The organism is Porphyromonas vaginalis, from assembly GCF_958301595.1.
Lineage (GTDB): Bacteria > Bacteroidota > Bacteroidia > Bacteroidales > Porphyromonadaceae > Porphyromonas > Porphyromonas vaginalis.
The window spans coordinates 929,620-953,451 of record NZ_CATQJU010000001.1 but is presented as its reverse complement, the minus strand read 5'-3'; the positions used below and the strand labels follow the sequence as shown (position 1 = coordinate 953,451).

At 55.5% G+C, this 23,832-nt stretch carries 20 protein-coding genes; 18 read left to right on the top strand and 2 right to left on the bottom strand.

All coding sequences use genetic code 11. The features are described 5' to 3' along the window. Window positions 1-177 precede the first annotated feature (177 nt). Entirely contained in the window at window positions 178-1,458 is a 1,281-nt protein-coding gene (eno, locus tag Q2J34_RS03830; protein WP_298886513.1) for a phosphopyruvate hydratase, read from the bottom strand. Window positions 1,459-1,853: 395 nt separating this feature from the next. Here eno and Q2J34_RS03825 point away from each other — a divergent pair, with 395 nt between their 5' ends. The 4 genes from Q2J34_RS03825 to Q2J34_RS03810 all read left to right on the top strand — a co-directional run bounded on the left by Q2J34_RS03825 (window position 1,854) and on the right by Q2J34_RS03810 (window position 7,548). Continuing rightward, window positions 1,854-3,233, top strand: coding sequence for a tryptophanase TnaA (locus Q2J34_RS03825; protein ID WP_298886517.1), 1,380 nt, complete (start codon window positions 1,854-1,856; stop codon window positions 3,231-3,233). A 269-nt stretch (window positions 3,234-3,502) separates the two neighbouring features. Next, window positions 3,503-4,120 (top strand): recombination mediator RecR, encoded by a 618-nt coding sequence (gene recR, locus Q2J34_RS03820; protein ID WP_007364610.1) that lies wholly within the window; start codon window positions 3,503-3,505, stop codon window positions 4,118-4,120. Between the two features lie 6 nt (window positions 4,121-4,126). Further along, the gene (ligA, locus tag Q2J34_RS03815; protein ID WP_300969322.1) at window positions 4,127-6,166 is read left to right on the top strand and encodes an NAD-dependent DNA ligase LigA; all 2,040 of its coding nucleotides are present in this window, start codon (window positions 4,127-4,129) and stop codon (window positions 6,164-6,166) included. 23 nt (window positions 6,167-6,189) lie between these two features. Then, window positions 6,190-7,548, top strand: a complete 1,359-nt coding sequence (locus Q2J34_RS03810) for an MATE family efflux transporter (protein ID WP_300969321.1) — start codon at window positions 6,190-6,192, stop codon at window positions 7,546-7,548. Window positions 7,549-7,670: 122 nt separating this feature from the next. Here the strand turns inward: Q2J34_RS03810 and Q2J34_RS03805 are convergent, their stop codons facing one another. Beyond that, window positions 7,671-7,943, bottom strand: coding sequence for an HU family DNA-binding protein (locus Q2J34_RS03805; protein ID WP_298886527.1), 273 nt, complete (start codon window positions 7,941-7,943; stop codon window positions 7,671-7,673). A gap of 540 nt (window positions 7,944-8,483) precedes the next feature. Between Q2J34_RS03805 and Q2J34_RS03800 the strand changes: the two genes are divergently transcribed. The 14 genes from Q2J34_RS03800 to folD all read left to right on the top strand — a co-directional run bounded on the left by Q2J34_RS03800 (window position 8,484) and on the right by folD (window position 23,827). Next, window positions 8,484-8,687, top strand: coding sequence for a PspC domain-containing protein (locus Q2J34_RS03800; RefSeq protein WP_298886530.1), 204 nt, complete (start codon window positions 8,484-8,486; stop codon window positions 8,685-8,687). A 20-nt stretch (window positions 8,688-8,707) separates the two neighbouring features. Then, window positions 8,708-9,367 carry a MarR family winged helix-turn-helix transcriptional regulator gene (locus tag Q2J34_RS03795; RefSeq protein ID WP_300969320.1) on the top strand — a complete coding sequence of 220 codons (660 nt, stop codon included), beginning with the start codon at window positions 8,708-8,710 and terminating at the stop codon, window positions 9,365-9,367. Between the two features lie 61 nt (window positions 9,368-9,428). Continuing rightward, complete coding sequence (locus tag Q2J34_RS03790) at window positions 9,429-11,240, top strand: AMP-dependent synthetase/ligase (RefSeq protein ID WP_300969319.1); 1,812 nt, start codon at window positions 9,429-9,431, stop codon at window positions 11,238-11,240. 78 nt (window positions 11,241-11,318) lie between these two features. After that, window positions 11,319-12,441, top strand: a protein-coding gene (gene prfB / locus Q2J34_RS03785; protein WP_300969318.1) for a peptide chain release factor 2 whose coding sequence is annotated in 2 segments (ribosomal slippage) — window positions 11,319-11,381 and window positions 11,383-12,441 — 1,122 coding nt in all. Because the reading frame shifts where the segments join, the coding sequence is not laid out codon by codon here. Window positions 12,442-12,451: 10 nt separating this feature from the next. After that, window positions 12,452-14,275 carry a DNA topoisomerase 3 gene (locus Q2J34_RS03780; RefSeq protein ID WP_300969317.1) on the top strand — a complete coding sequence of 608 codons (1,824 nt, stop codon included), beginning with the start codon at window positions 12,452-12,454 and terminating at the stop codon, window positions 14,273-14,275. 496 nt (window positions 14,276-14,771) lie between these two features. Then, entirely contained in the window at window positions 14,772-16,460 is a 1,689-nt protein-coding gene (locus Q2J34_RS03775) for a S41 family peptidase (protein WP_300969316.1), read from the top strand. Between the two features lie 91 nt (window positions 16,461-16,551). Next, window positions 16,552-18,231 carry a putative transporter gene (locus Q2J34_RS03770; protein ID WP_300969315.1) on the top strand — a complete coding sequence of 560 codons (1,680 nt, stop codon included), beginning with the start codon at window positions 16,552-16,554 and terminating at the stop codon, window positions 18,229-18,231. A gap of 22 nt (window positions 18,232-18,253) precedes the next feature. After that, window positions 18,254-18,559, top strand: a complete 306-nt coding sequence (locus Q2J34_RS03765) for a poly(ADP-ribose) polymerase family protein (RefSeq protein WP_300969314.1) — start codon at window positions 18,254-18,256, stop codon at window positions 18,557-18,559. 8 nt (window positions 18,560-18,567) lie between these two features. Then, window positions 18,568-19,107, top strand: a complete 540-nt coding sequence (locus tag Q2J34_RS03760; RefSeq protein ID WP_300969313.1) for a lysophospholipid acyltransferase family protein — start codon at window positions 18,568-18,570, stop codon at window positions 19,105-19,107. A 12-nt stretch (window positions 19,108-19,119) separates the two neighbouring features. Then, window positions 19,120-19,938 carry a nitrilase-related carbon-nitrogen hydrolase gene (locus Q2J34_RS03755; protein WP_300969312.1) on the top strand — a complete coding sequence of 273 codons (819 nt, stop codon included), beginning with the start codon at window positions 19,120-19,122 and terminating at the stop codon, window positions 19,936-19,938. A 6-nt stretch (window positions 19,939-19,944) separates the two neighbouring features. Next, entirely contained in the window at window positions 19,945-20,811 is an 867-nt protein-coding gene (locus tag Q2J34_RS03750) for an ABC transporter substrate-binding protein (protein WP_300969311.1), read from the top strand. A 60-nt stretch (window positions 20,812-20,871) separates the two neighbouring features. Further along, entirely contained in the window at window positions 20,872-21,882 is a 1,011-nt protein-coding gene (locus tag Q2J34_RS03745; protein WP_300969310.1) for a FecCD family ABC transporter permease, read from the top strand. Beyond that, entirely contained in the window at window positions 21,879-22,664 is a 786-nt protein-coding gene (locus Q2J34_RS03740) for an ABC transporter ATP-binding protein (protein WP_298886563.1), read from the top strand. Before Q2J34_RS03745 ends, Q2J34_RS03740 begins: the two co-directional genes overlap by 4 nt. A 269-nt stretch (window positions 22,665-22,933) precedes the next feature. After that, window positions 22,934-23,827, top strand: coding sequence for a bifunctional methylenetetrahydrofolate dehydrogenase/methenyltetrahydrofolate cyclohydrolase FolD (gene folD / locus Q2J34_RS03735; protein ID WP_298886566.1), 894 nt, complete (start codon window positions 22,934-22,936; stop codon window positions 23,825-23,827). The last annotated feature ends 5 nt before the right edge of the window (window positions 23,828-23,832 follow it).

The window sequence follows — 23,832 nt, the reverse complement described above, 5'->3', positions numbered from 1 at the left end:
CCAGCGTTGAATTTCTCCAGCCAACAGCTAACAGCCAACGGCCAACAGCCAGTAAACTACATGGGGAATAAAAAATATCCACGCGGAAATTGCGAGTTTCCACGTGGATATCTATTTGTTGGGCTAACGACGAGAGCGATCGTGCATTGCGACCGCTCGGAGACGATCACCGACTACTTAGCGTAGACGACGATATCCGTATGTAGCACGTGCGTCTAGCTCCTCCTCGATACGCAGTAGCTGGTTATACTTAGCGATGCGGTCGGTGCGGCTCAGCGAACCAGTCTTGATCTGTCCCGCATTGGTTGCTACGGCGATGTCAGCGATGGTGGTATCTTCGGTCTCACCTGAGCGGTGCGATACGACCGCTGTGAAGCCGTGACGATGTGCCATGTCGATCGCGTCGAGCGTCTCTGTGAGCGTACCGATCTGGTTGACCTTGATCAGGATGGAGTTAGCGCAACCCTCCTTGATGCCTCGGCTGAGGTAGTCCACATTGGTCACAAAGAGGTCGTCACCGACGAGCTGCAGGCGGTCGCCTAGCTTCTCGGTAAGCAGATGCCATCCCTCCCAGTCGTTTTCGTCCATACCATCCTCGATGCTATCGATGGGGTACTTGCTGACGAGCGTCTCTAGGTAAGCGACCTGCTCGGCGGGAGTGCGCTGCTGACCCTTCTCACCCTCAAACTTGGCGTAGTTGTAGACGCCCTCATGGTAAAACTCGCTAGCGGCGCAGTCTAGAGCGATGGTTATGTCGCTACCAGGCTTGTAGCCAGCCTGATGAATCGCCTCGATGATGCTATTGAGCGCATCCTCTACGCCATCGAGCTTAGGAGCGAAGCCACCCTCGTCACCTACGGCAGTGCTGAGTCCACGATCGTGGAGCACCTTCTTGAGTGCGTGAAATGTCTCGGCACCCATGCGGAGCGCCTCGCTAAAGCTCTTGGCACCGATGGGACGGATCATAAACTCCTGAAAAGCGATGGGAGCATCGCTATGTGCACCTCCGTTGATGATGTTCATCATAGGCACGGGGAGCGTGTGTGCGTTGACACCACCGATGTAGCGGTAGAGCGGTATAGCTAGTTCGTCAGCAGCAGCCTTAGCGACAGCTAGCGAGACGCCTAGGATAGCGTTAGCACCGAGCACACTCTTGGTATCTGTACCATCTAGGTCTATCATCTTCTGGTCTATCTCACGCTGCTCGAGCGCGCTCATGCCGAAGAGAGCTGGAGCGATCACCTCGTTGACGTTTTCGACCGCCTTGCGGACGCCCTTGCCGAGGTAACGGCTCTTATCGCCGTCACGTAGCTCGAGTGCTTCATGTTCCCCTGTAGAGGCTCCACTGGGTACAGCGGCACGCCCCATGGCTCCGCTATCTAGGATGACCTCTACCTCCACTGTTGGATTGCCGCGCGAGTCTAGTACCTCGCGCCCTTTGATGTCTACTATTTGCATATCTGTAGATGCTTTTGTGTGATTCGTAATATCCTTTTTAGTCGAAGCAAAGGTAGTAAATCTACCCGAGGTGACAAGCGACAGAGCCCTCGACGTGTAACTCCGTCGTAGGGACTCACGGCTAGTGTCTAGTCGTGACGAAATCCTGTAGGGACGCACGATCTGTGCGTCCGTTGTGTCAAAGCGAGACGTCGTCCGTTGTGTCAAAGGTTACAGCATCGTGATTTAACGGAGACGGACGCACAGATCGTGCGTCCCTACAGGACGACGTTTCGCTTTGACACAACGGACGCTCAGACCGAGCGCCCTACAAAATCGTTACTCGTACACCATTAGTGTGTCTTTTTCCGTATCTTTGGGGCAGTAAAAGAACACAATAATTTAATAGAACTACTATGGAGATACCTTTTTCCGAGGCATACCGCATTAAAATGGTAGAGCCGATACACAAGAGTACGCGCGAGCAGCGCGAGCAGTGGATTAAGCAAGCACACTACAACTTATTCAGTCTCAAGTCGTCGCAGGTCTTTATCGATGTCCTCACGGACTCTGGTACGGGCGCTATGAGTGACCGTCAGTGGGCGGGCATCATGGTTGGCGATGAGAGCTATGCGGGTGCTTCCTCTTTCCAAAACCTCAAGGATGCTGTCGAGAAGATCTGCACCTTCCCCCTCGTGATCCCTACACACCAGGGCCGCGCTGCTGAGAATGTGCTTTACTCGGCTACGCTCAAGGAGGGCGACATCGTACCGGGCAACTCACACTTTGACACAACGAAGGGGCACATCGAGTTTCGCAAGGCTGTAGCCGTAGACTGCACGATCGATGCGGCTAGCAATACGGAGCTAGAGCTACCCTTCAAGGGTGAGATGGATCTGAACAAGCTGGAGGATTGCTTCAAGAAGTACCCCAAGGAGCAGATCCCTATGTGCGTCCTGACGGTGACCAACAACACGGCTGGCGGTCAGCCTGTCTCTATGAAGAATGTACGTGAGACGAGCGAACTGTGCCACAAGTACGGCATACCGCTACAGATCGACGGCGCTCGCTTTGCTGAGAATGCTTACTTCATCAAGACTCGTGAGGAGGGCTATGCTGACAAGTCGATCAAGGAGATAGTCCGTGAGATGCTCAGCTACGCTGACATCATGACCATGTCTAGCAAGAAGGACGCTGTGGTCAACATGGGTGGCTTCCTCGCTATGCGTGACGAGGAGCTCTATCACAAGTGCTCTATGTACGCTGTAATGAATGAGGGCTTCCTCACCTACGGCGGTATGAACGGCCGTGATATGAACGCACTGGCTATCGGTCTGGATGAGAACACGGAGTTTGACATGCTAGACACGCGCATCCGTCAGGTAGCTTACCTTGGCAGCAAGCTAGACGAGTACGGCGTACCCTATCAGCGTCCTGCTGGTGGACACGCGATCTTCCTCGATGCAAAGAAGATCCTGACGCACGTCCCCAAGGAGGAGTTTATCGCTCAGACGCTCGGCATCGAGCTATACCTAGAGGCTGGCATCCGTGGCGTCGAGATCGGCTCTATCCTAGCAGACCGCGATCCTAAGACGGGTGAGAACCGCTATCCTAAGCTAGAGCTACTCCGCCTTGCTATACCACGTCGTACCTACACGAACAACCACATGGACGTCATCGCAGCTGCCTGCAAGAATGTCTATGACCGTCGTGAGTCGATCACACGTGGCTACGTCATCACCCGTGAGCTGCCTGTGCTACGTCACTTCACGGTAGAGCTAGAGCCTGCTAAGTAAGCACGCTACGTAGCGGCACATACAATATATAGAGTCCCCTAGAGGTAAGAGCCATGCTCAGGACCCTCTGGGGGACTCTATTACGTGTAACGATATGTAGGGACGCACGGTCGTGTCTAGCGGAAGGGCGTCCGTCCCCGTTAAATCACAATGCTGTAATCTTTGACACAACGGACGCACGACCGTGCGTCCCTACAAATCGTTACTCGTCTTGATATCCTACAATCGACAGTCTCCATTTTCGTATCTTTGTGGCGACCTACTAGACTATGAAAGATCAGTACCCCTCCCAATGGCTCGAGCGTGCCGTAGATCAGCTCTCCCTCCTTCCTGGCATAGGGCGCAAGACTGCTATGCGTATGGCGCTGCACCTGCTTCGTCAGCCGCCCTCCTATGCGCAGCATCTGGGGGAGGCAATCATAGACCTTCGCCAGAAGATCTGCTATTGCGAGCGATGCCACTGTATCAGCGACAGCCCGCTCTGCGACATTTGCTCCGATCCGCAGCGAGACCAGAGCACCGTCTGCGTCGTCGAGCAGGTGAAGGACGTGCTGACCATCGAGCAGACGCACCGATACAAAGGTCTATACCACGTCTTGGGCGGAATCATCTCTCCGATAGATGGCATCACACCAAACGACCTGGAGATTGAGTCTCTCTACGAGCGTGTCCAGGAGGAGCCTGTCCGTGAGGTGATCCTCGCCATACGATCGACCCTAGAGGGTGACACGACCAACTACTATATATATAAGCGTCTAGAGTCTACGGGTGTGCTGGTCTCGCTCATCGCACGGGGTATCTCTATCGGTGACGAGATCGAGTATGCCGACGAGGTGACGCTCGGGAGCGCCATCGCGAATCGCACCCCCTTTGACCAAGTGAAGTAACTCCCTATGACATCCAATAATACAGAGCTAGAGATAGAGCAGCTGCGCAAAACCATCGAGCAGCACAACCGCGCTTACTACCTAGACAATGCCCCGACCATTAGCGATGCGGACTACGATGCGCTGATGCAGCGACTCCTCACGTTGGAGGCGGAGCACCCTGAGTTTGCCGACCCTACCTCGCCATCCCTCCGTGTAGGACGGGATCGAAACGATGCTTTCGTTCAGGTGGCGCACGAGCGGCCGATGCTTTCGCTCTCAAATACGTACAACTACGACGAGATCGCTGAGATCTGCGAGCGTACCGACACGCTCCTAGCTACGGACGATGTGCCGTGGGTGGCGGAGATGAAGTACGACGGCTCCTCCATATCGCTGATTTACGAGGAGGGGGTGCTGGTGCGTGCCGTGACGCGAGGCGACGGGACGCTCGGCGATGACGTGACGGTCAATGTGCGAACGATCCAGTCGGTGCCGCTACGTTTGCGCCCAGTTGCGGAGCATCCCGACTACACGATGGGGCGCATCGAGGTGCGGGGCGAAGTGCTACTGCCCTTCAAGGAGTTCGAGCGACTCAATGGGGAGCGTGCGGCTGAGGGCGAAGCGCCTTTTGCCAATCCGCGCAATGCGGCTGCTGGTACGCTCAAGACGCTGAACAGTCGTATCGTGGCGCAGCGCCGTCTGCTCTGCATCTGCTACTACCTCTATGCGCTGGACGACGAGTCTCGTCTGCCGGACAGTTACTATGAGCGGATGAAGCTCCTCGAGGAGATGGGCTTTGACACGGGCGTCGCACCATTTAGAAGTAGCGATCTGTCGGCGCTATACCATTATATAGATGAGTGGGACGTGCAGCGGGGCGATCTGCCCTACGCCACGGACGGTATCGTCCTCAAGGTGGATAGCCTCGCACAGCAACGCGCGCTCGGCAATACGGCGAAGTCGCCACGATGGGCTTTTGCCTACAAGTATCAGCCGGAGAACGCACGCGCAGAGCTTCTCTCGGTGGACTACCAGGTGGGTCGCTCAGGTATCGTCACGCCTGTGGCCAATGTGGAGCCGGTCCTCATCTCGGGGACGGTGGTGCGTCGCGCTACGCTACACAACGAGGAGTTCATCAAGAGCCTCGACCTGCACTACCATGACTACGTATACATAGAGAAGGGGGGCGAGATCATCCCTAAGATTACTGCCGTGGAGACCAGTCTCAGACGGCCCGAGGCGGAGCCTGTACGCCTGCCAGAGCGTTGTCCCGCTTGTGGTGCGCCACTTCAGCAGATCGATGGCTCGGTGGGCTACTACTGTGTCAACAGCTACGCCTGCCCGCCACAGATCATGGGACGCATCGAGCACTACTGCACACGACGAGCTGCCGACATCAACGTGGGCCCTGAGACGATCGACGCGCTCTTTGACAGACATCTTATCGAAAACATCGACGACCTCTACAAGCTCACCGCAAGCGACTTGGCGCAACTACCGAACTTTAAGGAGAAGTCGATCAATAACCTTCTCGCCAGCATCGAGCAGTCGAAGAGTCGTCCCTTCGCGCGTCTACTCTACGGCATTGGGATCCGCTATGTAGGCGAGGGAACAGCGAAGACGCTGGCACGACACTTTCAGAGCATCGAGCGTCTAGCTCAGGCGACCGACTACGAGCTGCAAGCTCTGCCCGATGTGGGACCGAAGATAGCGGAGCAGGTCGTTTACTTCTTCTCGCTAGAGCGTAACCAGCAGTTGATTGCAGAGCTACAGCGCTGTGGTGTAGTCCTAGAGGAATGCTCCGAGGAGACGACCGATACGCCTCAGTCCAACCGCCTCGAAGGCGAGCGGATCGTTATCTCAGGGAGCTTCACCCAGCACAGCCGTGACGAGTACAAGCAGCTCATCGAGCAGCACGGCGGCGTCAACGTGGGGAGCATCTCCGGCCGTACGACCTTCGTCCTGATGGGTAGCGATATGGGTCCCTCAAAGCGTGCCAAAGCGGAGCAACTCGGCATCCCGCTCGTCACGGAGGAGGAGTTTCTCGCTCGCCTCAACTCTTAGTCGTCCGGTGAGATTCGTTTGATATGAGCTGGAGTGCATACTATCGGAGCTGTCGGGAGCATTACAGGCCTTTGCTGCGGCTGGGCCTGCCCGTGATCATCGGACAGGTGGGACTGATCCTCGTGGGCTTTGCCGACAATGTGATGGTGAGCCATCACAGCCTAGACGAGCTGGCGGCAGCTTCCTTTGTCAATAACTTTCTCAACCTAGTCATCATCTTCGGGATGGGCTTCTCCTACGGTCTGACACCGCTGGTGGCAACCAATAAGGAGTGGGGACGCTCCGATCAAGTGGCGCACTACTTAGGGCATAGCTTCTTGCTCAACCTCTTGATCGCCCTCTTAATCGGCGGGGGACTCCTACTCCTCGAGGGGAGTCTGGAGCTGTTCAACCTACCCCATGAGCTACACGCCATAGCCCTACCCTACTACCGTATCCAGATCTTGGGCTTTATGGTGGTGATGCTTTTCAATACGTTCAAGCAGTACACCGAGGGGATGGGAGATACGCAGATCCCGATGTATATCACCCTAGCGGGCAATGTGCTCAACATCGGTCTCAACTACCTTCTCATCTATGGCAAAGGGGGCTTCCCCGAGTGGGGCTTGTATGGTGCTGGCATAGCAACGCTGAGCAGTCGTATAGCGATGCTGCTAGCAATCGTTGCTGTGACTGCTCTGCTACCACGCTATCGTGAGATCCTGGAGCGGTTGCGGCGCTTGCGCTGGTCGTGGCGTGAGGGGATGGCACCATTGCTACGACTAGGCACTCCCGTAGCACTGCAGATGGGTATGGAGGCAGCTTCCTTTTCGATAGCGGTCATCTTGGTCGCTCGGATCGGTACGTCAGCCTTGGCAGCGCATCAGATCATTGCGACAGTCAGTACGCTGGGCTTCATGGTCTACTACGGCATCGGCGCAGCCACAGCGATACGTAGCAGCACGCTCCTAGCACAAGGAGAGCGACAAGAGACCCGCCACGTGGCTAGTGCGGGCGTCTACCTCTGTCTCTTTGTAGCAGCTGTGATGATGCCACTCCTAGTTCTGTTTCGCGAGCCAGTGGTGCGCCTCTTCAATGCCGATCTCTCGGTCGCTGAGGCGACTTACCTAGCACTCATTCCACTCTGCATCTACCAGATAGGCGATGCACTACAGATCATCTATGCCAATGCGCTCAGAGGGATCAGTCGTGTGACGGTACTGGCCCCCGCAGCTGCTCTGTGTCACCTGATTGTGGCGCCTGCTATGGCGTGGCTCTTCGGCTTTAACATCGGACTGCATGGTGCGCCACTGCAATTGATGGGCATTTGGTTTGCCTTCCCCGTGAGCCTCACGCTCTTGGGGCTCATCCTCAGGTACTCCTTCCGTAGGGCGACTCGATAGCAAGCAACTTATAGTTAAGAGAGAGGGGTAGACTCTGTACGGAGTCTGCCCCTCTCTCTTTTATTGATACACCTCGAGAGGGCGATAGCACTCCCGATGGTATCCATGTGCGTAGCTAGTGCTTACTTCTTGTTGATGTCTAGAGCTGAGCTAGGCTTAAACTTGATAGACTTGCTAGCCTTGATCTGGATTGTCTTGCCAGACTGTGGGTTGATGCCCTTGCGAGCAGCGCGCTGAGAAACGTAGAATGAGCCAAAGCCTACGAGTGTAAGGCGCTCGCCCTTCTTCATCTCCTCGTGGATGGTCTCTACCATAGCCTCATAGACAGCCTTTGCGTCCTTCTGAGTTAGCTGAGCCTTCTCGGCAACAGTCTTGATGAAATCTGTTTTATTCATAGATAAACTTGTTTATGATTAGTAATACATTTGTCCTACATATAGGTTCTTGCGAATAGCTCTGACGACTTGCGAAGTGGCTCTCTAGAGTCGTTCTGCTTGATGTTCAGTTCTATTCACGCCTCAAAGATAGTGGTTTTTTCGTTCTCTGCAACTATTTTGGGCAAAAATCTCTCAATATCCTCTTGTTAAGAGTCATTTTATGGTCAAATCGGGGGCATTTGTTCGTTTTTCTTCGTTCCGAGTCGATATCCTTCCCCCCCCCCGCGAAGAGAAAGCGAGGACTCCAACGTAAAAATTCTAAATCTCCACATGGAGATGGAGTATTGCTTACGATACGTACCACGATGCGACCACCTGCTCCTCAGATTGTAGCACTCCGAGCAGTGTGCGCATGGAGCCGTCGGGCATCTCACAGTTCGCTCGTCTACTGAGTCTAGAACTTTTTGTACATTTGTAGCAGAACCAGTGCAGCTCCGAGGTCGTCCAGGCCTAAGAAACTACGATAGACTTATCAATATAAAACCAACCAATACAGCTATGGCTAACAACAAGAGACTTTATCGCTCTCGCGAAGCATGGATAGGAGGCGTATGTGGCGGCATCGCAGACTACTTCGGGTGGGATCCGACGATCGTACGGCTCATCTACTTAGTGCTTACATTTACAACTGCTTTTGCGGGCATCCCCATCTACGTCCTGTTGTGGATTTTCGTCCCACTAGAGCGGTATAGAAACCGTTAAAGGCTTTAGCACACAGCACTATGAGTTATCCTTTATTACATGAGCTGCTCGACCTAGTCGAGAGGTACGAAGAGTTTCGTGGGAATGCAGAGCAGTCAATGAGCAACTTTTTGCACTTTGCCGATCAGTCCCTTGAGCAGCAAAAAAGCTCCGAAGAACCTAAGACAGGGGCACATCGTCATGCCTATCTCAATGCGATGATCGCTCGTGACATCAGCTTCGTCTACCGCTATATGCGTAGCCTCGTGCGTAAAGCGATCAAAGATACACCCCTGCAGACCATCGATGAGTATTCCTACCTCATCACACTCATGGCAAAAGGGGAGATGACCAAGACCGAGCTCAACAACTACAACGTAGTCGAAAAAACCTCTGGGAGTGAGATCATCCGTCGTCTACTCAAGGGAGGACTGATCTCGCAGACGCGCAATCTACAGGATAGACGTAGCTTACTCCTCAGCATCACCCCTAAGGGGCGAGAGGTAGTCAAGGAGCTACTACCGCGTATGCAGCAGAGTAGCGATATACTCCTACGAGATCTCTCGTGGGACCAAAAGATCTTCCTCCACTCACTCCATGAGCAGCTCTACGAGAGCAATCATCCACTCTTTCTCTCAGAGCGAGATACGGATCTAGCTGAGCTAGTCCAGAAGATGCCTATCGACCATCACGCACGCTAACCGCCAACAAGGAGTGCTCCCTCTAAACTCTAATCTCTAACTTCTAAGCTCTACCCTGACCATGAACCATCTGAGTGATCTGCTCAAACTCTTTACAACCACTTATCGCCACAAGACCCTCCTACGCTATATGGATCGGACTCCTGAGGAGCAGTGGCACGAATGGAGCGGAGAGCAGTTTGCTGAGCAGATTATGCTGGCGGCACAGGCTCTCGTACGGGCTGGTGTGCAGCCAGGCGACCGCGTGGCTCTCTACTCGCAAAACATGATGGAGGGCATCATCACCGAGCTGGGACTGATGGCTATACGTGCCGTCTGCGTACCCCTCTATGCCACTTGCTCACCAGAGCAGGTTGCCTACATCACGGAGCATGCAGGAGTCAAGCTAATACTCGTGGGGGAGCAGTTTCAGTACAACAATGTCTACCCACTCCTAGCGACCCACCCTACACTACAGCAGCTGGTCATACTAGACGAGCGAGTGGTGCGTGATCCAGCCGACGAGCGGAGTGAGTACTTTGATACCTTCCTATCGATGGGCGATGCGATGCCCTACGAGACAGAGGTGCGGGCGCAGCTGGGTGCTGGCACGGCCGATGAGACAGCTGTCATCATCTACACCTCAGGCACCACAGGCACTCCCAAGGGAGTACAGATCACCCATCACATGATCTTAGCGCAGGTAGAGCGGCACCAGAAGCTCTTCCCGACGCTAAACGATCATGACGTCTCGGTCAACTTCCTCCCGCTGAGCCATGTCTTCGAGAAGCTCTGGGTCTACTTTTGCCTTGCCACTGCTATCAAAGTGGTTGTTGTGACGAACCCAAAGCGCATCATGGAGCTGATGCCACAGATACGCCCCACGGTGATGTGCAATGTGCCACGATATTGGGAGAAAGTCTACCAAGGCGTACAGGAGCACATCGAGCAGGCGAAGCCTATGATGCAGCGCATCTACAGGAAGGCACTACGCGTGGGGCATAGGTATCATATCGACTACCGCATCCATGGGCGCAAAGCTCCGTGGGGCCTACGCATCTCCAACGCCCTCTACCGCTACACCGTATTCTATATCCTCAAGCGTGTCTTAGGACTGGAGCGAGGACGCTTCTTCCCGACAGCAGGGGCTCCCCTCTCGAATGAGATCAACGAGTTCCTGCAGTCGGCCGGCTTTAACATTGTCGTCGGCTATGGGCTCTCCGAGTCCTCAGCCACAGTCTCTTGCTACCTACTGGGGCGCTACGTCATAGGCTCCGTCGGGGAAGTCGTGCCAGGCGTAGAGGTACGCATAGATCCCGAGACGCAAGAGATACAGCTACGTGGCGAGACTATCACGCCTGGATACTACCACAATGATGAGGCAAATGCTGCCGCCTTCACCGAGGACGGGTGGTTCCGGACGGGCGATGCCGGACGGCTCGAAGGGAGTACACTATTCTTCACCGAGCGGATCAAAGAGCTGTACAAGACGAGCAATGGTAAGTACATCGCTCCGCAGCAGATCGAGTCACTCCTGAGTAGCAGTCCGCTCATCGAGCAGTGCGCTGTGGTGGCCGACGAGCGCAAGTTTGTCGCAGCACTGATCTATCCGAACTACGAGCAGCTACGTCGTCGACTCCGTGAGCGTGGTCAGGAGGCACTGGCCGATCTCCCCACGGCAGATCTAGCGCAGCGCAGCGAGGTGTGCGACATGCTCCTAAGTCACATAGAGCCCCTGCAGGCGCACCTAGCGGGCTTTGAGAAGGTCAAGCGCATCGCCCTGCTCGCCGAGCCATTCTCCATCGAGGCGGGTACACTTACCCCGACGCTCAAGCTGAAGCGCAAAGCGATCCTCGAGCAGTACGCCGAGCTGATCGAAAAGCTGTACCTTTGACCTCCCATTTCACACAATAAATCAAAGAGCGCGCGCCACACCATCGTGACATACGCTCTCTAGACAACACTATATATTATGATAACACAGGACCAACTAGCAGAGCTGTTGGAGCGCACGAAGGCGCTGGGGAGGTATCTTTGACATCGACCAGCGACGTGTCCAACTAGAAGAAGAGGAGCTCCGGACACAAGCTCCAGACTTTTGGGATGATGTGCCACGAGCCCAGCAGCAGATGCGACGTGTGGGCGAGATACGCTCATGGATCGAGGCTTTTGAGGCTGTCGATGCCGCAACGCAAGAGGTGGCTCTGGCGTACGACTTTTACAAAGAGGAGGCCATCGAAGAGCAAGATGTGGACGACGCCTATGCCCGTGCCATCAAGCTGGTCGAAGACCTCGAGCTGCGCAATATGCTGAGCGCTGAGGAGGATCGCCTAGGGGCTGTCCTCAAGATCAATGCGGGTGCGGGTGGCACCGAGAGCCAGGACTGGGCCTCTATGCTGGTGCGTATGTACCAGCGCTGGGCAGAGCGGTCGGGCTACAAGGTGACCATCACCAACTGGCAGGACGGCGACGATGCCGGCATCAAGACGGTCACCATGCAGATCGAGGGCGAGCTGGCTTACGGCTTCCTCAAGAGTGAAAACGGCGTGCACCGCCTCGTACGCGTCTCTCCCTATAATGCACAAGGCAAGCGAATGACTTCGTTTGCTTCAGTCTTTGTCGTACCCCTCGTGGACGATACGATAGAGGTCGAGGTGAACCCCGGCTTGCTCTCGTGGGATACCTTCCGCTCGAGCGGAGCTGGCGGGCAGAATGTCAACAAGGTGGAGACGGGCGTACGCCTCCACTACCAGTACACCGACCCCGACACAGGCGAGACGGAGGAGATCGTGATCGAAAACACTGAGACCCGCTCACAGATGGACAATCGTGAGAACGCTCTGCGCCTCCTGCGCTCGCAGCTCTACGACAAGGAGCTGGAGCGTCGCCGTGCTGCTCAGAGCGAAGTCGAGGCAAATAAGAAGAAGATCGAGTGGGGCTCCCAGATACGCAGCTACGTCTTCGATGATCGTCGTGTCAAGGATCACCGTACGAACTATCAGACTTCCGATGTCAACGGGGTCATGGATGGCGATCTAGACGCTTTTATCAAGGCTTACCTGATGCAGACGGGAGCTGGTACGACTAATGAATAAGTAACCCTCTATGATCGTCTGTATCGCTGAGAAACCGTCCGTAGCGCGTGACATAGCCAAGATACTCGGAGCCACTACAGCTCGCTCGGGCTATATCGAGGGCAATGGCTATGCCGTCACCTGGACCTATGGTCACCTCTGCACGCTCAAGGAGCCAGAGGACTACCAGACCAGTTGGCAGGGATGGCGACTCGCTTCGCTGCCGATGATCCCAGAGCGCTTCGGCATCAAGCTGATCCAGGAGGAGCACATCGAGCGGCAGTTTGCCATTATCCAAGAGCTAGTCTCGCAAGCTGAGCGTGTGATCAACTGCGGCGATGCAGGCCAAGAGGGCGAGCTGATACAGCGCTGGGTACTCCAACTAGCGGGCTGCACCTGTCCCGTGGAGCGTCTCTGGATCTCCTCGCTGACGGACCAGTCAATTCGCGAGGGCTTTGCCAACTTGCGCCCCAGCAAAGAGCTAGACACACTCTACTACGCTGGCTTGGCACGAGCCATCGGCGACTGGCTCCTAGGGATCAACGGGACACGTCTCTACACCCTCACAGATCGCTATGGCGGTCGGCAGCGAGGTGTGCGCTCAGTAGGTCGTGTGCAGACCCCGACACTGGCACTGGTCGTTGACAGACAGGCGGAGATCGAGAGCTTCGTACCGGTCACAACCTACGAGATGCAGACCACTTACCGGGGGACGCTCTTTAGGGCAGACACAACGCAAGAGGTCGAGGTGACCTTTGCCGAGCGACAGCAGGTTGAGGAGCTGATCGAGCGAATCGCTAAGGAGCCACTCGTCGTGCAGGCGGTCGAGCAGAAGAAGTCGACGGAGTACCCGCCACGACTCTTCGACCTCACCTCGCTACAGGTAGAGGCAAATAAGAAGTTTGGCTACACGGCTGAGCAGACGCTCCGACTCATACAGTCTCTCTACGAAAAGAAGGTGACCACCTACCCACGTGTCGATACCACCTTCCTACCCGAAGACCAATACCCTAAGGTGGGAGAGACACTCCAAGGCATTGCACGGCATGCGGCTCTCGGGGGCTTCATCGCACCGCTACTGAGCAGTGGCAAACCGCTGAAGAAGAGCAAGAAGGTCTTTGACAATAAGAAGATCACCGACCACCATGCGATCATCCCAACAGGACAGCTGAGTAGCGGACTCACGCCCGATGAGGAGCAGATCTACCTCCTTGTGGCACTGCGCTACATAGCCGCCTTCTACCCCGATGCTAAGGTCTCGACGACCACCGTACGCGCTACCGTCGAGGAGTACCCGCTACGCGCCTCTGGCAAGACGATCCTCGTGGAGGGATGGCGTGAGGTACTCAAGCCCGACAGTGGCAAGGAGGGAGACGACACCACTGAGGGTGCCAAAGAGAAAGACAAGGAGCAGACACTCCCCCCCTTTAAGGAGGGCGAGTCGGGACCGCACGAGCCATCGATACGTGAGAGCACCTCTACGCCACCCCGCTACTACACGGAGGCAACGCTCCTACGTGCTATGGAGACGGCAGGCAAGGGTGTCGAGGATGAGGAGCTACGAGATGCGCTTAAGATGAACGGCATCGGTCGCCCCTCCACACGCGCAGCTATCATCGAGACGCTCTTCAAGCGGGGCTACATAGTTCGTGAGGGCAAGTCGCTACGTGCCACGCCGGCTGGCATACAGCTGATCGAGTCGATACAAGATCCCCTACTCAAGAGTGCCGAGCTGACGGGTCGCTGGGAGCTCAAGCTACGACAGATAGAGAGTCGGGAGTACGACCCAGGACAGTTTCTCAACGAACTCAAAGCACAGGTCTCTACGCTCGTCTCTGAGGTGCGAGGCTTCTAACTAAAGTCCTCTAGAGGCTCCCCTCTAATCTCTAACTTCTAATCTCTAACTTCTAATCTCTAACCTCTAATCTCTAACCTCTAATCTCTATTTACATATCTTTACGGGGAAGTTCGTCCGATCCCCTCCTTTCTCGAGTATCCACGTGGGGAATTTCAAATCTCCACGTGGATATTTTTTATTTCCCACGTGGGGGCGAATCATTTCTTCCGAAGTTTCATTTCATTCCTCCGAAGTTTCATTTCATTCCTCCGAGGAATTTTTTATTCTCCACCTGGATATTTCGAAATATCCACGTGGAAATCAGTTTTCCCCGACATAGCACCACGTCAATATGTAATCGGCTCTAAATTATTGTAACGAGTCATCGTTCGATTTTCCCCAGTCAGAGGTGTTGGCTGGAACTATCGGAGCTCTAACCTCTAATCTTTAAGCTCTAACCTCTAACGAGGTATCTACTTATTCCGTATCTTTGTAGCAATGTCGTGAATATCGCATGAAACAACTCCCCAACACCCTACTCACGCTACTCCTCCTCAGCGTCCTAGCATGGACCCCGACGAGGCTGTCGGCTCAAGAGAACTCTACGTCACGCTCTGCGAATGACTTTACCACCACCATGGCAGTGATGGGGAGCGTACTGAGCAACGTGCGCAACTTCTTTGTGGACACGGTCGACCTGACCACGCTCTACGACGGAGCACTCACCTACATGCTACAACAACTGGATCCCTACACGGTTTATTTCAACAAAGAGGAGACCCAAGCCTTTGAAGAGAGTACGACAGGGCTGTACGGAGGTATCGGGGCGATACTACGACAGCATCAAGACTCGGTCGTCATCATTGGCTCGCTCATGCAGGGCAAAGCGGCCGACAAAGCAGGGCTACGCCCTGCCGACATCATCTGGCGCATCAACGGCAAGGACTTCTCTCACACGAAGGTAGTCGATGTACGCAACGAGCTACGTGGCGAGCCGGGTACACCGATCACGCTCGTAGTGCGTCGTCCTGGGTATGCGCAGGATTCACTGACGGTCATCTTCGATCGTGAGCGCATCGACCTAAACCCCATATCTTACACAGAGCTCCTCGCTGGTCGTATAGGCTTTATCTCGGTAAACACCTTCTCCACGACTACCAGTCAGGAGTTTCTCAAGGCTTACGACCGCCTGCAGAAAGAGGCTGGTGGCAAGCTAAACGGGCTAGTCATAGACCTCCGCGACAATGGTGGCGGGCTGATGGAGCAAGCGATACAGCTGGTCAATCTATTTATCCCTAAGGGGCAACCGGTAGTCTCACTCAAGGCACGCTACCCGCAGCAGAGCAACAGCTACAAGACAACTAAAGAGCCGCTTGACACAGAGCTCCCACTCGTCGTGCTAATCAACGAAGGCTCGGCCTCTGCCTCGGAGATTGTGGCGGGTGCCTTACAGGACTATGACCGTGCGGTGATCGTGGGGCGCAAGAGCTTTGGCAAAGGCCTGGTACAGGGGACGCTCGAGTTACCCGATGGCGGACTACTCAAGCTGACTACCGCTCGATACTACATACCTAGTGGACGCTCGATACAGAAGCTCTCCTACAACCATCGTGGAGGTGCTGAGCAGGTCAATGCGACCGATTCGCTAGGTACACCCTATCTAACTGCGGGCGGACGGACCGTCTACGCTGCCGGAGGTATCATGCCCGACATCGTCTGCCCGTCAGACTCGATCCCATCGTTGCTAGGTACCCTGCTCTTTGATGCGATCACCTATGACTTTGTCACCGACTACCTACTGACGCACAAAGCTCCCGAGCGGAGTACGCTCAGGAGCTTCGACCTCGGAGACGAGGCGTATGCAGCCTACAAGCAGAAGGTGATAGAGAGCGGTTTCACCTTTAAGTCTATCGCTGACGAACTGGTCAAGAAGGTGGTGGAAGCACTCAAGGGGGAGCAGCGCTACGATGAAGTATCGGACGAGTTTGCCGCTTTTCAGAAAAGTCTCAAGGCCGACACGCCTCGGCTGATGAAGACTTACGAGAGCTTCATCCGTGACTACCTCAACATGGAGATCCTCTCACGCTGCTACTACGATGAGGGTAGGCTCGAGTACTATATGTCTCGCGACAAAGTAGCACAGCGCGCTGTCTCGCTCCTAGGAGACTTGACCACGTATCATCAGTTACTCAAGGGAAAGTAACATCTCAGTCACCTCTCTATAGGCCTCTTGTGACACAGACATCTCATCACTATATACGCTACATTATATCAAGTAAAAAGCTTATTGTACAATGAATTGGTTTGAAAACTTATTTGTCGGCACGGGGATAGCGCACTCTGTCTTCCTGATAGCCCTAGTCATCGCCGTGGGGATGCTCCTAGGACGCATCAAGATCGGCAAGGTCTCCCTAGGCGTCACGCTGGTACTCTTCGTGGGTATCTTCTTTGGTGCTCTAGGGATGCAGATCGACCCTGGCGTCCTACACTTTGTCAAGGAGTTTGGACTGATCCTCTTTATCTATGCAGTCGGTCTACAGGTGGGTCCTGGCTTCTTTCCCTCGCTCAAGAAGGGAGGTCTGAAGCTTAACCTACTAGCCGTCCTAGTCGTCATGCTCGGTGTGGGCGTCACTATCGTCATCAAGTACCTCTCGGGACTACCTATGTCGACGATGGTCGGTATCCTCTCGGGAGCCGTAACGAATACGCCTGGTCTAGGTGCTGCTGAGCAGACCTACACAGACATCATGGGTACGTCCGACCCCTCCATAGCGATGGGCTATGCAGTCGCCTACCCGCTGGGGGTGATCGGCATCATCCTCTCTATGATGGTGGTGCGCGCCGTCTTGCGCATCAACCTACGCAAGGAGGAGCAGGACTTCGTCTCTCAAGATGATGCATTGGAGCATACGGCACGCTCAGCATCCTTTGTCGTGGCAAACCCCGCTATCTTTGGTAAGTCTATCATGGAGCTCCTCTCGAGCTACTTCACGCATGGCGACATCGTCATATCACGACACTACAGTCATGAGACGCAAGAGATTACGGTCGCTAACGGGAGCACCATCCTGCAGGAGCATGACCGCGTCTTCGTCATCGGGCAGCCACATGAGCTGGATCATACAGAGGCAATCTTCGGACAGCGCATCGAGATAGATCGTAAGAAGTGGATCCCCACGGGGTCAAACCTCATCAGCAACAAGTACACTATCACCAAGAAAACGCTCAACGGCAAGCGTCTCGGAGAGCTACAGCTACGTCAGATCTATGGTGTCAACGTGACCCGCGTGACCCGTGCAGGTGTAGATCTCGTAGCACATCCTAGTATGCGCCTGCAGATGGGTGACCAGATACGTGTCGTAGGCTCAGACGCTTCTGTCAACAAGGTGCGTGAGCTGGTCGGTGACTCGCAGAAGCATCTTAACGAGCCGAACCTAATCGGCATCTTCATCGGTATCGCACTCGGTGTGCTCCTCGGCTCTATTCCCTTCATGTTCCCCGGCATTCCACAGCCTGTCAAGCTAGGCCTAGCGGGCGGTCCCCTCATCGTAGCTATCCTACTGAGCAACTTCGGGCCTAAGTTTGGCATCGTAACCTATACAACACAGAGTGCCAACCTCATGATCCGTGAGATCGGCATCGCACTCTTCCTCACCTGTGTCGGTATTGGTGCGGGCGATGGCTTCGTTGATACCATTGTAAATGGGGGCTATCACTGGGTCGGCTACGGCTTTATCATCACCATCATACCGATGCTGGTCGTCGGCTTCCTCGGCAAGAAGCTCTTTAAGGTCAACTATCTCACCCTCTCTGGCGTGATGTCTGGTAGTATGACCGATCCCCCTGCACTCGCTTATGCCAACGGACTCACCGAGGAGGATGCTCCCGCCGTGGGCTATGCGACGGTCTACCCACTGACGATGTTCCTCCGTGTCTTGACGGCACAGATGCTCATCATATTTTTCGTAAGCTAAGAACCAAATAACCAATTTAACTATGGCAAGTCGTAGAAAACTAAAGCAAGCAATACACACAGAGGTTGAGGAGATGCTCTTTGACCTATCTATCCTCTACTCCGTAGCTCCCGAGGAGCGTGAGTACGCCATCGAGCAGCTCATTATGAAGGTGATCGATGCTGAGAGAGACTTCGTCGCTCGCATTTCGCACACAGACGGCAAGGGTGAGCCTAAGCTCGTCCGCAACTACTACCACAAGCTCCGTGAGGAGTACACACACTTCGTCAACGAGATCGAGGGTGAGGTTAACAAGCTCTGCGATGAGCTTCTAGTTCCCGAGGCTTAGTCTGTCGCATGAAGCTAGCACGGCTCATACTGCGCTGGTGTGGTTGGCAGCTCCTCGAGCCAGCCACCTATCCACGCCAGAGCGTCATCTGTGTAGCTCCCCACACGAGCAATATGGACTTTATATGGGGCAAGCTATACTACAAAGCGGTGGGACAGGGAGCGCACTTCTTGATGAAAAAAGAGCTCTTTGTCCCGCCACTCGGCTGGATCTTTAAGGCAATGGGAGGCATCCCGATAGATCGTAGTCGCAAGGGAAATACAGTCGGGCAGGTCGTAGATCGCTTTCGAGCTAAGGACGACTTTGCGGTGGCAATCACACCTGAGGGTTCGCGTAAAGCTCGAGATAGGTGGAAGACTGGCTTCTACCATATCGCTGAGGAGGCTGGCGTACCCATACAGCTGGCCGTCATCGACTATAAGCGTAAGGTGCTGGGCATCTTCGAGCAGTTTGTCCCGACGGGCGACCTCGACAAGGACATACTATATATAAGGAGTAAGTACCACGCCGACCAAGCAAAGAAGCCTCACCTCTTTGCGGAGTCATAAGGAGTCCTCGACATGGAGCACGAAGCTTTACAGATCTTCCTCGCACAGCGTCCCATCGTCTGGACAGATCCCGAAGCAAACCTTCGCCTCATGGCAGAGGACATACGCACAGTTGCCGAAGGGGGGGCGCACCTCGTCGTCTTCCCCGAGGTGATGCTCACGGGCTTCAACCTCAAGGTGGCTCAGTCAGCTCGTCCCTGGCAAGGGGCTGAGCTGGAGCGTCTTCGAGCCTTGGCGCAGGAGCATCAGATAGCGATCGCCTCCTCAGCCTTCGTATGGGACGATGAGACGCAACCGACACACTACTACAACCGCGCCTACATCATGCTCCCTGACGGATCGATCTATGCGCAGGACAAGCGGCACCTCTTCTCCATGGCTGGCGAAGATCGCCGACTCACGCCAGGCGACGGCTACGACATCGTCACCTATCGTGGCTGGCGCATACGACTGATCACCTGCTACGACCTGCGCTTCCCCGTCTGGTGCCGCAACCGCACCCACACGGACGGATCGCTCGACTACGACCTCCTACTCGTCGTCGCCAACTGGCCTCGTCCCCGCATCACCGCTTGGCGCGCACTCCTACAAGCTCGTGCCATCGAGAATGTCGCCTACGTCATCGGTGTCAACCGCATCGGCTCTGACCCCTTTGGCACCGACTATTCAGGCGAAAGCTTAGCCTACGACTACCTCGGGCAGCCGATCTGCGAGGTGGAGCCATACGCAGACCAACAGCTCAGCGCCACACTAGAGCGAGAGCCTCTGGAAGCCTTTCGGCAAAAATTCCCCGTATGGCGCGACAGCGACACCTTTACCATTCACTCCTAACGTACTATGACCGCTCTAACTTCTTCGTCCCGCAGACCGCTCCTGAGCCTGCTATCGCTCCTGCTCCTGCTCCCCCTCCTAGTTGGTTGCCACAAAGCAAGTCAGCAAGAAGAGGAGACACCAGCACCACGCATCGTCTCGCTCGTACCCTCTGTAACCAATCAGATCTACGACCTCGCGTGTGACTCGCTCCTCGTCGGCTGCACCTCTTACTGCACCAAAGCGATTGCCGACAGCGTCCCCATCGTAGGCTCTGCCATACAGACCAATCTAGAGCTACTCATCGCACAGCGTCCGACCCTCGTCTTCGCCTCAGACTTCACCGCTCCACAGACCATCTCCGCCCTAGAGAACGCTGGCATCGAGGTCGTTCAGTTCACCAACCCCGCCAGCTACGACGCCATACAGGCGCAGTACCGCCAGATTGCCACGCTAGTCGGCGCGAGCGACCGTGCCGAGGCTCAGCTCGCAGAGATCAACCAACGCGTCGACTGGCTCAAGGAGCTCAATGCGGTACGTCCTTGGCATCCGCGCGCCTTCATGCAGATAGCTTTTGACCCGCTCTTTGGTGCCTCCACATCGACTTACATGAACGATCTGATCACCTTCAGCGGCTGTACAAACATTGTCACCATGGCGGGCAATGGTCAGCTCAATCTGGAGTATGTCGTAGAGCAAGACCCCGAGGTGCTCTTCCTGATCACCAATCATGGTAGCGAGAGCGGATCAGAAGAGTCGTGGCACAAGCTGCGCTCGGTCACAGCTGTGCAGCAAGGCAACTACTGCCCGCTCCCAGGAGAAGTCGTCAGCCAGCCCACGCCACAGCACTTTGTCGAGGCACTGCAGCTGATGACTGACTACCTTAGTGAGTAAAAGGACCTAGCCCCTCCGCCCGCCTAGAGTTCCCCTCATCTAGCAAAAGTTCTTTTCCCCATGCCTCACCGACAGACTCTTGCGAAGTCTTATTGGACGCTTCCACTGATGGTGCTGCTGCTCCTCTTTGTCGCCATCCTGTCGCTACATGTCGGGGCGCATCCCATCTCTCTCTGGCAGCTCTCGGAGATACTCTCCGACCCCACCTCGGTCGAGTACACGATCCTAATGCAGCTACGTCTGCCACGCATCATCAACGCCATCTCCATCGGTGGCGGGCTAAGCCTCTGTGGAGCTATCCTGCAGGGGCTTTTTCGCAACCCACTCGTCGAGCCGTACACCCTCGGCATCTCGGGCGGTGCTTCGCTCGGAGTAACGCTCGCCATCGTCTTAGGCTTGTCCTCCGCCTTCTTGACGCTCCCCGCCTTTGGCTTCATCGGGGCCTTGGTCACCATCTTACTGGTCTATGCCAATAGCTACCAGCGTCACGGGCTAAGCGTGCAGCGCATGCTCCTCGTCGGTGTGATGGTCAGCTTTATGGCTTCGTCAGGCGTCATGCTCCTCCTCTCGGTAGCTCGTGCCGAGCAACTCTCCCGCATCATCTTCTGGACGATGGGGTCGCTACAAGAGAGTAAACCGCTCATCGTCTGGGGCATGCTCCTCTTCACTTTGCTCCTCCTAGGGGTCAGCTACCTCTTCGTGCAGTCGCTCAATGCGCTTCGTCTAGGCGAACTCAAAGCGCAGCAGCTCGGCATCGACACCCGACGGGTCGTGTTGTGGCTCTTCGTACTCAGTTCGCTGCTGACTAGTGCCTGCGTCGCCGTCGCTGGCGTCATCGGCTTCGTCGGGCTAGTCATCCCGCAGGCGACACGCATCCTTTTAGGCAATGACTACCGAGTCCTCCTCATCGGGAGCTTCATCAATGGCGGCATCTTTCTCATTCTTTGCGATATGTTGGCACGCACCATCCTTTCGCCCATCGAGCTGCCGATAGGCGTCATCACTGGCTTGATCGGTGGCGTCGCCTTCCTCTACCTCATTCACCGCACCAGACGCTCGCACCAGATATGACCAGTCAGACGATCTTACGTGCCGAGCAACTCATCTGTGGCTATGGTCGCAAAGCGGTCATCGGCCCCCTCGACCTCGCCATAGCTCGTGGCTCCCTGACCGCCATCATCGGGCCTAATGGAGCGGGCAAAAGCACCTGCTTCAAAACCCTTACGGGCGTCCTTCTCCCACTCTCTGGAAAGATAAGTTTGCTCGACAAACCCCTCGCCCACTACACCCTCCGTGAGCGTGCTCGCCTCGTCTCGATGGTCAATCAGCAGATCACGCCTCAGCCACTCAGGGTCTACGACTACGTCCTCATGGGACGACTGCCCTACTTCAAGCGCTTTCAGATCGGTTACAGCGAGGAGGATCACGCACGCTGCACCCACTACATCGAGCGCACTGGCATCACCCGGCTAGCCGACAAGCGACTCGACGAACTGAGCGGTGGCGAACAGCAGATGGTCGCCATAGCACAAGCACTCACGCAGGAGCCACAGCTCCTCCTCCTCGACGAGCCGATCTCGCACCTAGACATCGGCTACACGAGCGAGATCATGCAGCTCCTCGAGACCCTTCACGCGGAGGGGCTGACGATCCTGATGATCCTCCACGACATCAACATAGCCTCCGAATACTGCGAGGAGCTCATCCTCTTTGGTTCCGATGGCCTGCTAGCGCACGGCACGCCCCAGACGGTCCTTACCGCGGCGCACCTCCAGACGGCCTACCACACCACCGTCCTCGTGCAGCCCGCCCCCGCCTCCGGCCGACCCTACATCTACCCCCAGCGTCGCTAGCGAGCCGCTCTCCTTCGTGGCTCCCAACCTTCATACCCTCCAATACGCCTGAGACATTGGTGCCAATAGGGTGGAACTCTAGTCCCCCCCTGTTGGCACTCCAGTTTCTTCCGTAGGAAACTATTGGCGGGTAGACTACGGCTGAGTTAATCCCCTAGATTTCGGTATCTTTGTACGGCAACTTTGCAGAGGGGGACATCACAGCGATAGCTTTGCCCACCTCGCTATCAGAAGCAGAACAACAAATTCATCTATACAAATACCACTCTATGACACAAGAATCATTCATTCGCCTAGATGGCAAGACCACTGCGACCGAGATCAAGAAGGAGATTGCCAAGGAGGTACAGCAGATGGTCGCTGCGGGGCAGCGTCCGCCCTGTCTAGGTGCTATCATCGTGGGGCATGACGGTGCCAGCGAGACCTACATAGCGAGCAAGATCAAGGCTTGCGAGGAGGTCGGCTTCATCTCGCTGACGAAGCGCTTTGACGAGTCGATCACGCAGGAGGAGCTGATCGCTGAGATCGAGCAACTCAACAAAGATCCCGAGGTGGATGGCTTTATCGTCCAGCTACCACTGCCGAAGCATATTGACGAGCAGGCGGTCATTCACGCAGTAGACTACCGCAAGGATGTGGATGGTTTCCACCCGATCAACGTGGGACTCCTCAGCCTTGGCGAGCCATGCCTCGTGCCAGCCACGCCTAAGGGGGTCATCGAGCTACTCAAGCACTACAACATCAGCACAGAGGGCAAACATGTGGTAGTCCTCGGACGAAGCAACATCGTAGGCAAACCAATCGCGCAGCTCTTCCTCCAGAAGGGTGCGCAGGGTAATGCGACCGTAACGATCTGCCACAGCCGCACGAAGGACATTGCCTCCATCTGCCGTCAGGCTGACATCGTGGTCGCTGCGATCGGCATCCCGCTCTTTGTCAAGAAGGAGATGGTCAAGGAGGGCGCCATCGTCATCGATGTGGGCATCACACGTGTTCCCGACGCAACGAAGAAGAGCGGCTCTCGCATCGTGGGCGACGTCGACTTTGACGAGGTAGCTCCGCTCTGCTCTTACATCACGCCTGTGCCAGGCGGTGTAGGTCCTATGACCATCATCACGCTGATGCGCAATACAATCCTGGCCCGCCAGCTACGCCAGAAGTAATCTCT

What these genes read in the sequence shown, in the direction of transcription:
- Q2J34_RS03810 (WP_300969321.1), top strand. Translation starts at nt 6,190, where the DNA reads ATGAGCTGGAGTGCATACTATCGGAGCTGTCGGGAGCATTACAGGCCT.
- Q2J34_RS03775 (WP_300969316.1), top strand. Translation starts at nt 14,772, where the DNA reads ATGAAACAACTCCCCAACACCCTACTCACGCTACTCCTCCTCAGCGTC.
- Q2J34_RS03805 (WP_298886527.1), bottom strand. Translation starts at nt 7,943, where the DNA reads ATGAATAAAACAGATTTCATCAAGACTGTTGCCGAGAAGGCTCAGCTA.
- Q2J34_RS03750 (WP_300969311.1), top strand. Translation starts at nt 19,945, where the DNA reads ATGACCGCTCTAACTTCTTCGTCCCGCAGACCGCTCCTGAGCCTGCTA.
- Q2J34_RS03825 (WP_298886517.1), top strand. Translation starts at nt 1,854, where the DNA reads ATGGAGATACCTTTTTCCGAGGCATACCGCATTAAAATGGTAGAGCCG.
- folD (WP_298886566.1), top strand. Translation starts at nt 22,934, where the DNA reads ATGACACAAGAATCATTCATTCGCCTAGATGGCAAGACCACTGCGACC.
- Q2J34_RS03790 (WP_300969319.1), top strand. Translation starts at nt 9,429, where the DNA reads ATGAACCATCTGAGTGATCTGCTCAAACTCTTTACAACCACTTATCGC.
- Q2J34_RS03745 (WP_300969310.1), top strand. Translation starts at nt 20,872, where the DNA reads ATGCCTCACCGACAGACTCTTGCGAAGTCTTATTGGACGCTTCCACTG.
- Q2J34_RS03770 (WP_300969315.1), top strand. Translation starts at nt 16,552, where the DNA reads ATGAATTGGTTTGAAAACTTATTTGTCGGCACGGGGATAGCGCACTCT.
- Q2J34_RS03755 (WP_300969312.1), top strand. Translation starts at nt 19,120, where the DNA reads ATGGAGCACGAAGCTTTACAGATCTTCCTCGCACAGCGTCCCATCGTC.
- Q2J34_RS03780 (WP_300969317.1), top strand. Translation starts at nt 12,452, where the DNA reads ATGATCGTCTGTATCGCTGAGAAACCGTCCGTAGCGCGTGACATAGCC.
- Q2J34_RS03795 (WP_300969320.1), top strand. Translation starts at nt 8,708, where the DNA reads ATGAGTTATCCTTTATTACATGAGCTGCTCGACCTAGTCGAGAGGTAC.
- Q2J34_RS03765 (WP_300969314.1), top strand. Translation starts at nt 18,254, where the DNA reads ATGGCAAGTCGTAGAAAACTAAAGCAAGCAATACACACAGAGGTTGAG.
- recR (WP_007364610.1), top strand. Translation starts at nt 3,503, where the DNA reads ATGAAAGATCAGTACCCCTCCCAATGGCTCGAGCGTGCCGTAGATCAG.
- ligA (WP_300969322.1), top strand. Translation starts at nt 4,127, where the DNA reads ATGACATCCAATAATACAGAGCTAGAGATAGAGCAGCTGCGCAAAACC.
- Q2J34_RS03740 (WP_298886563.1), top strand. Translation starts at nt 21,879, where the DNA reads ATGACCAGTCAGACGATCTTACGTGCCGAGCAACTCATCTGTGGCTAT.
- Q2J34_RS03800 (WP_298886530.1), top strand. Translation starts at nt 8,484, where the DNA reads ATGGCTAACAACAAGAGACTTTATCGCTCTCGCGAAGCATGGATAGGA.
- Q2J34_RS03760 (WP_300969313.1), top strand. Translation starts at nt 18,568, where the DNA reads ATGAAGCTAGCACGGCTCATACTGCGCTGGTGTGGTTGGCAGCTCCTC.
- eno (WP_298886513.1), bottom strand. Translation starts at nt 1,458, where the DNA reads ATGCAAATAGTAGACATCAAAGGGCGCGAGGTACTAGACTCGCGCGGC.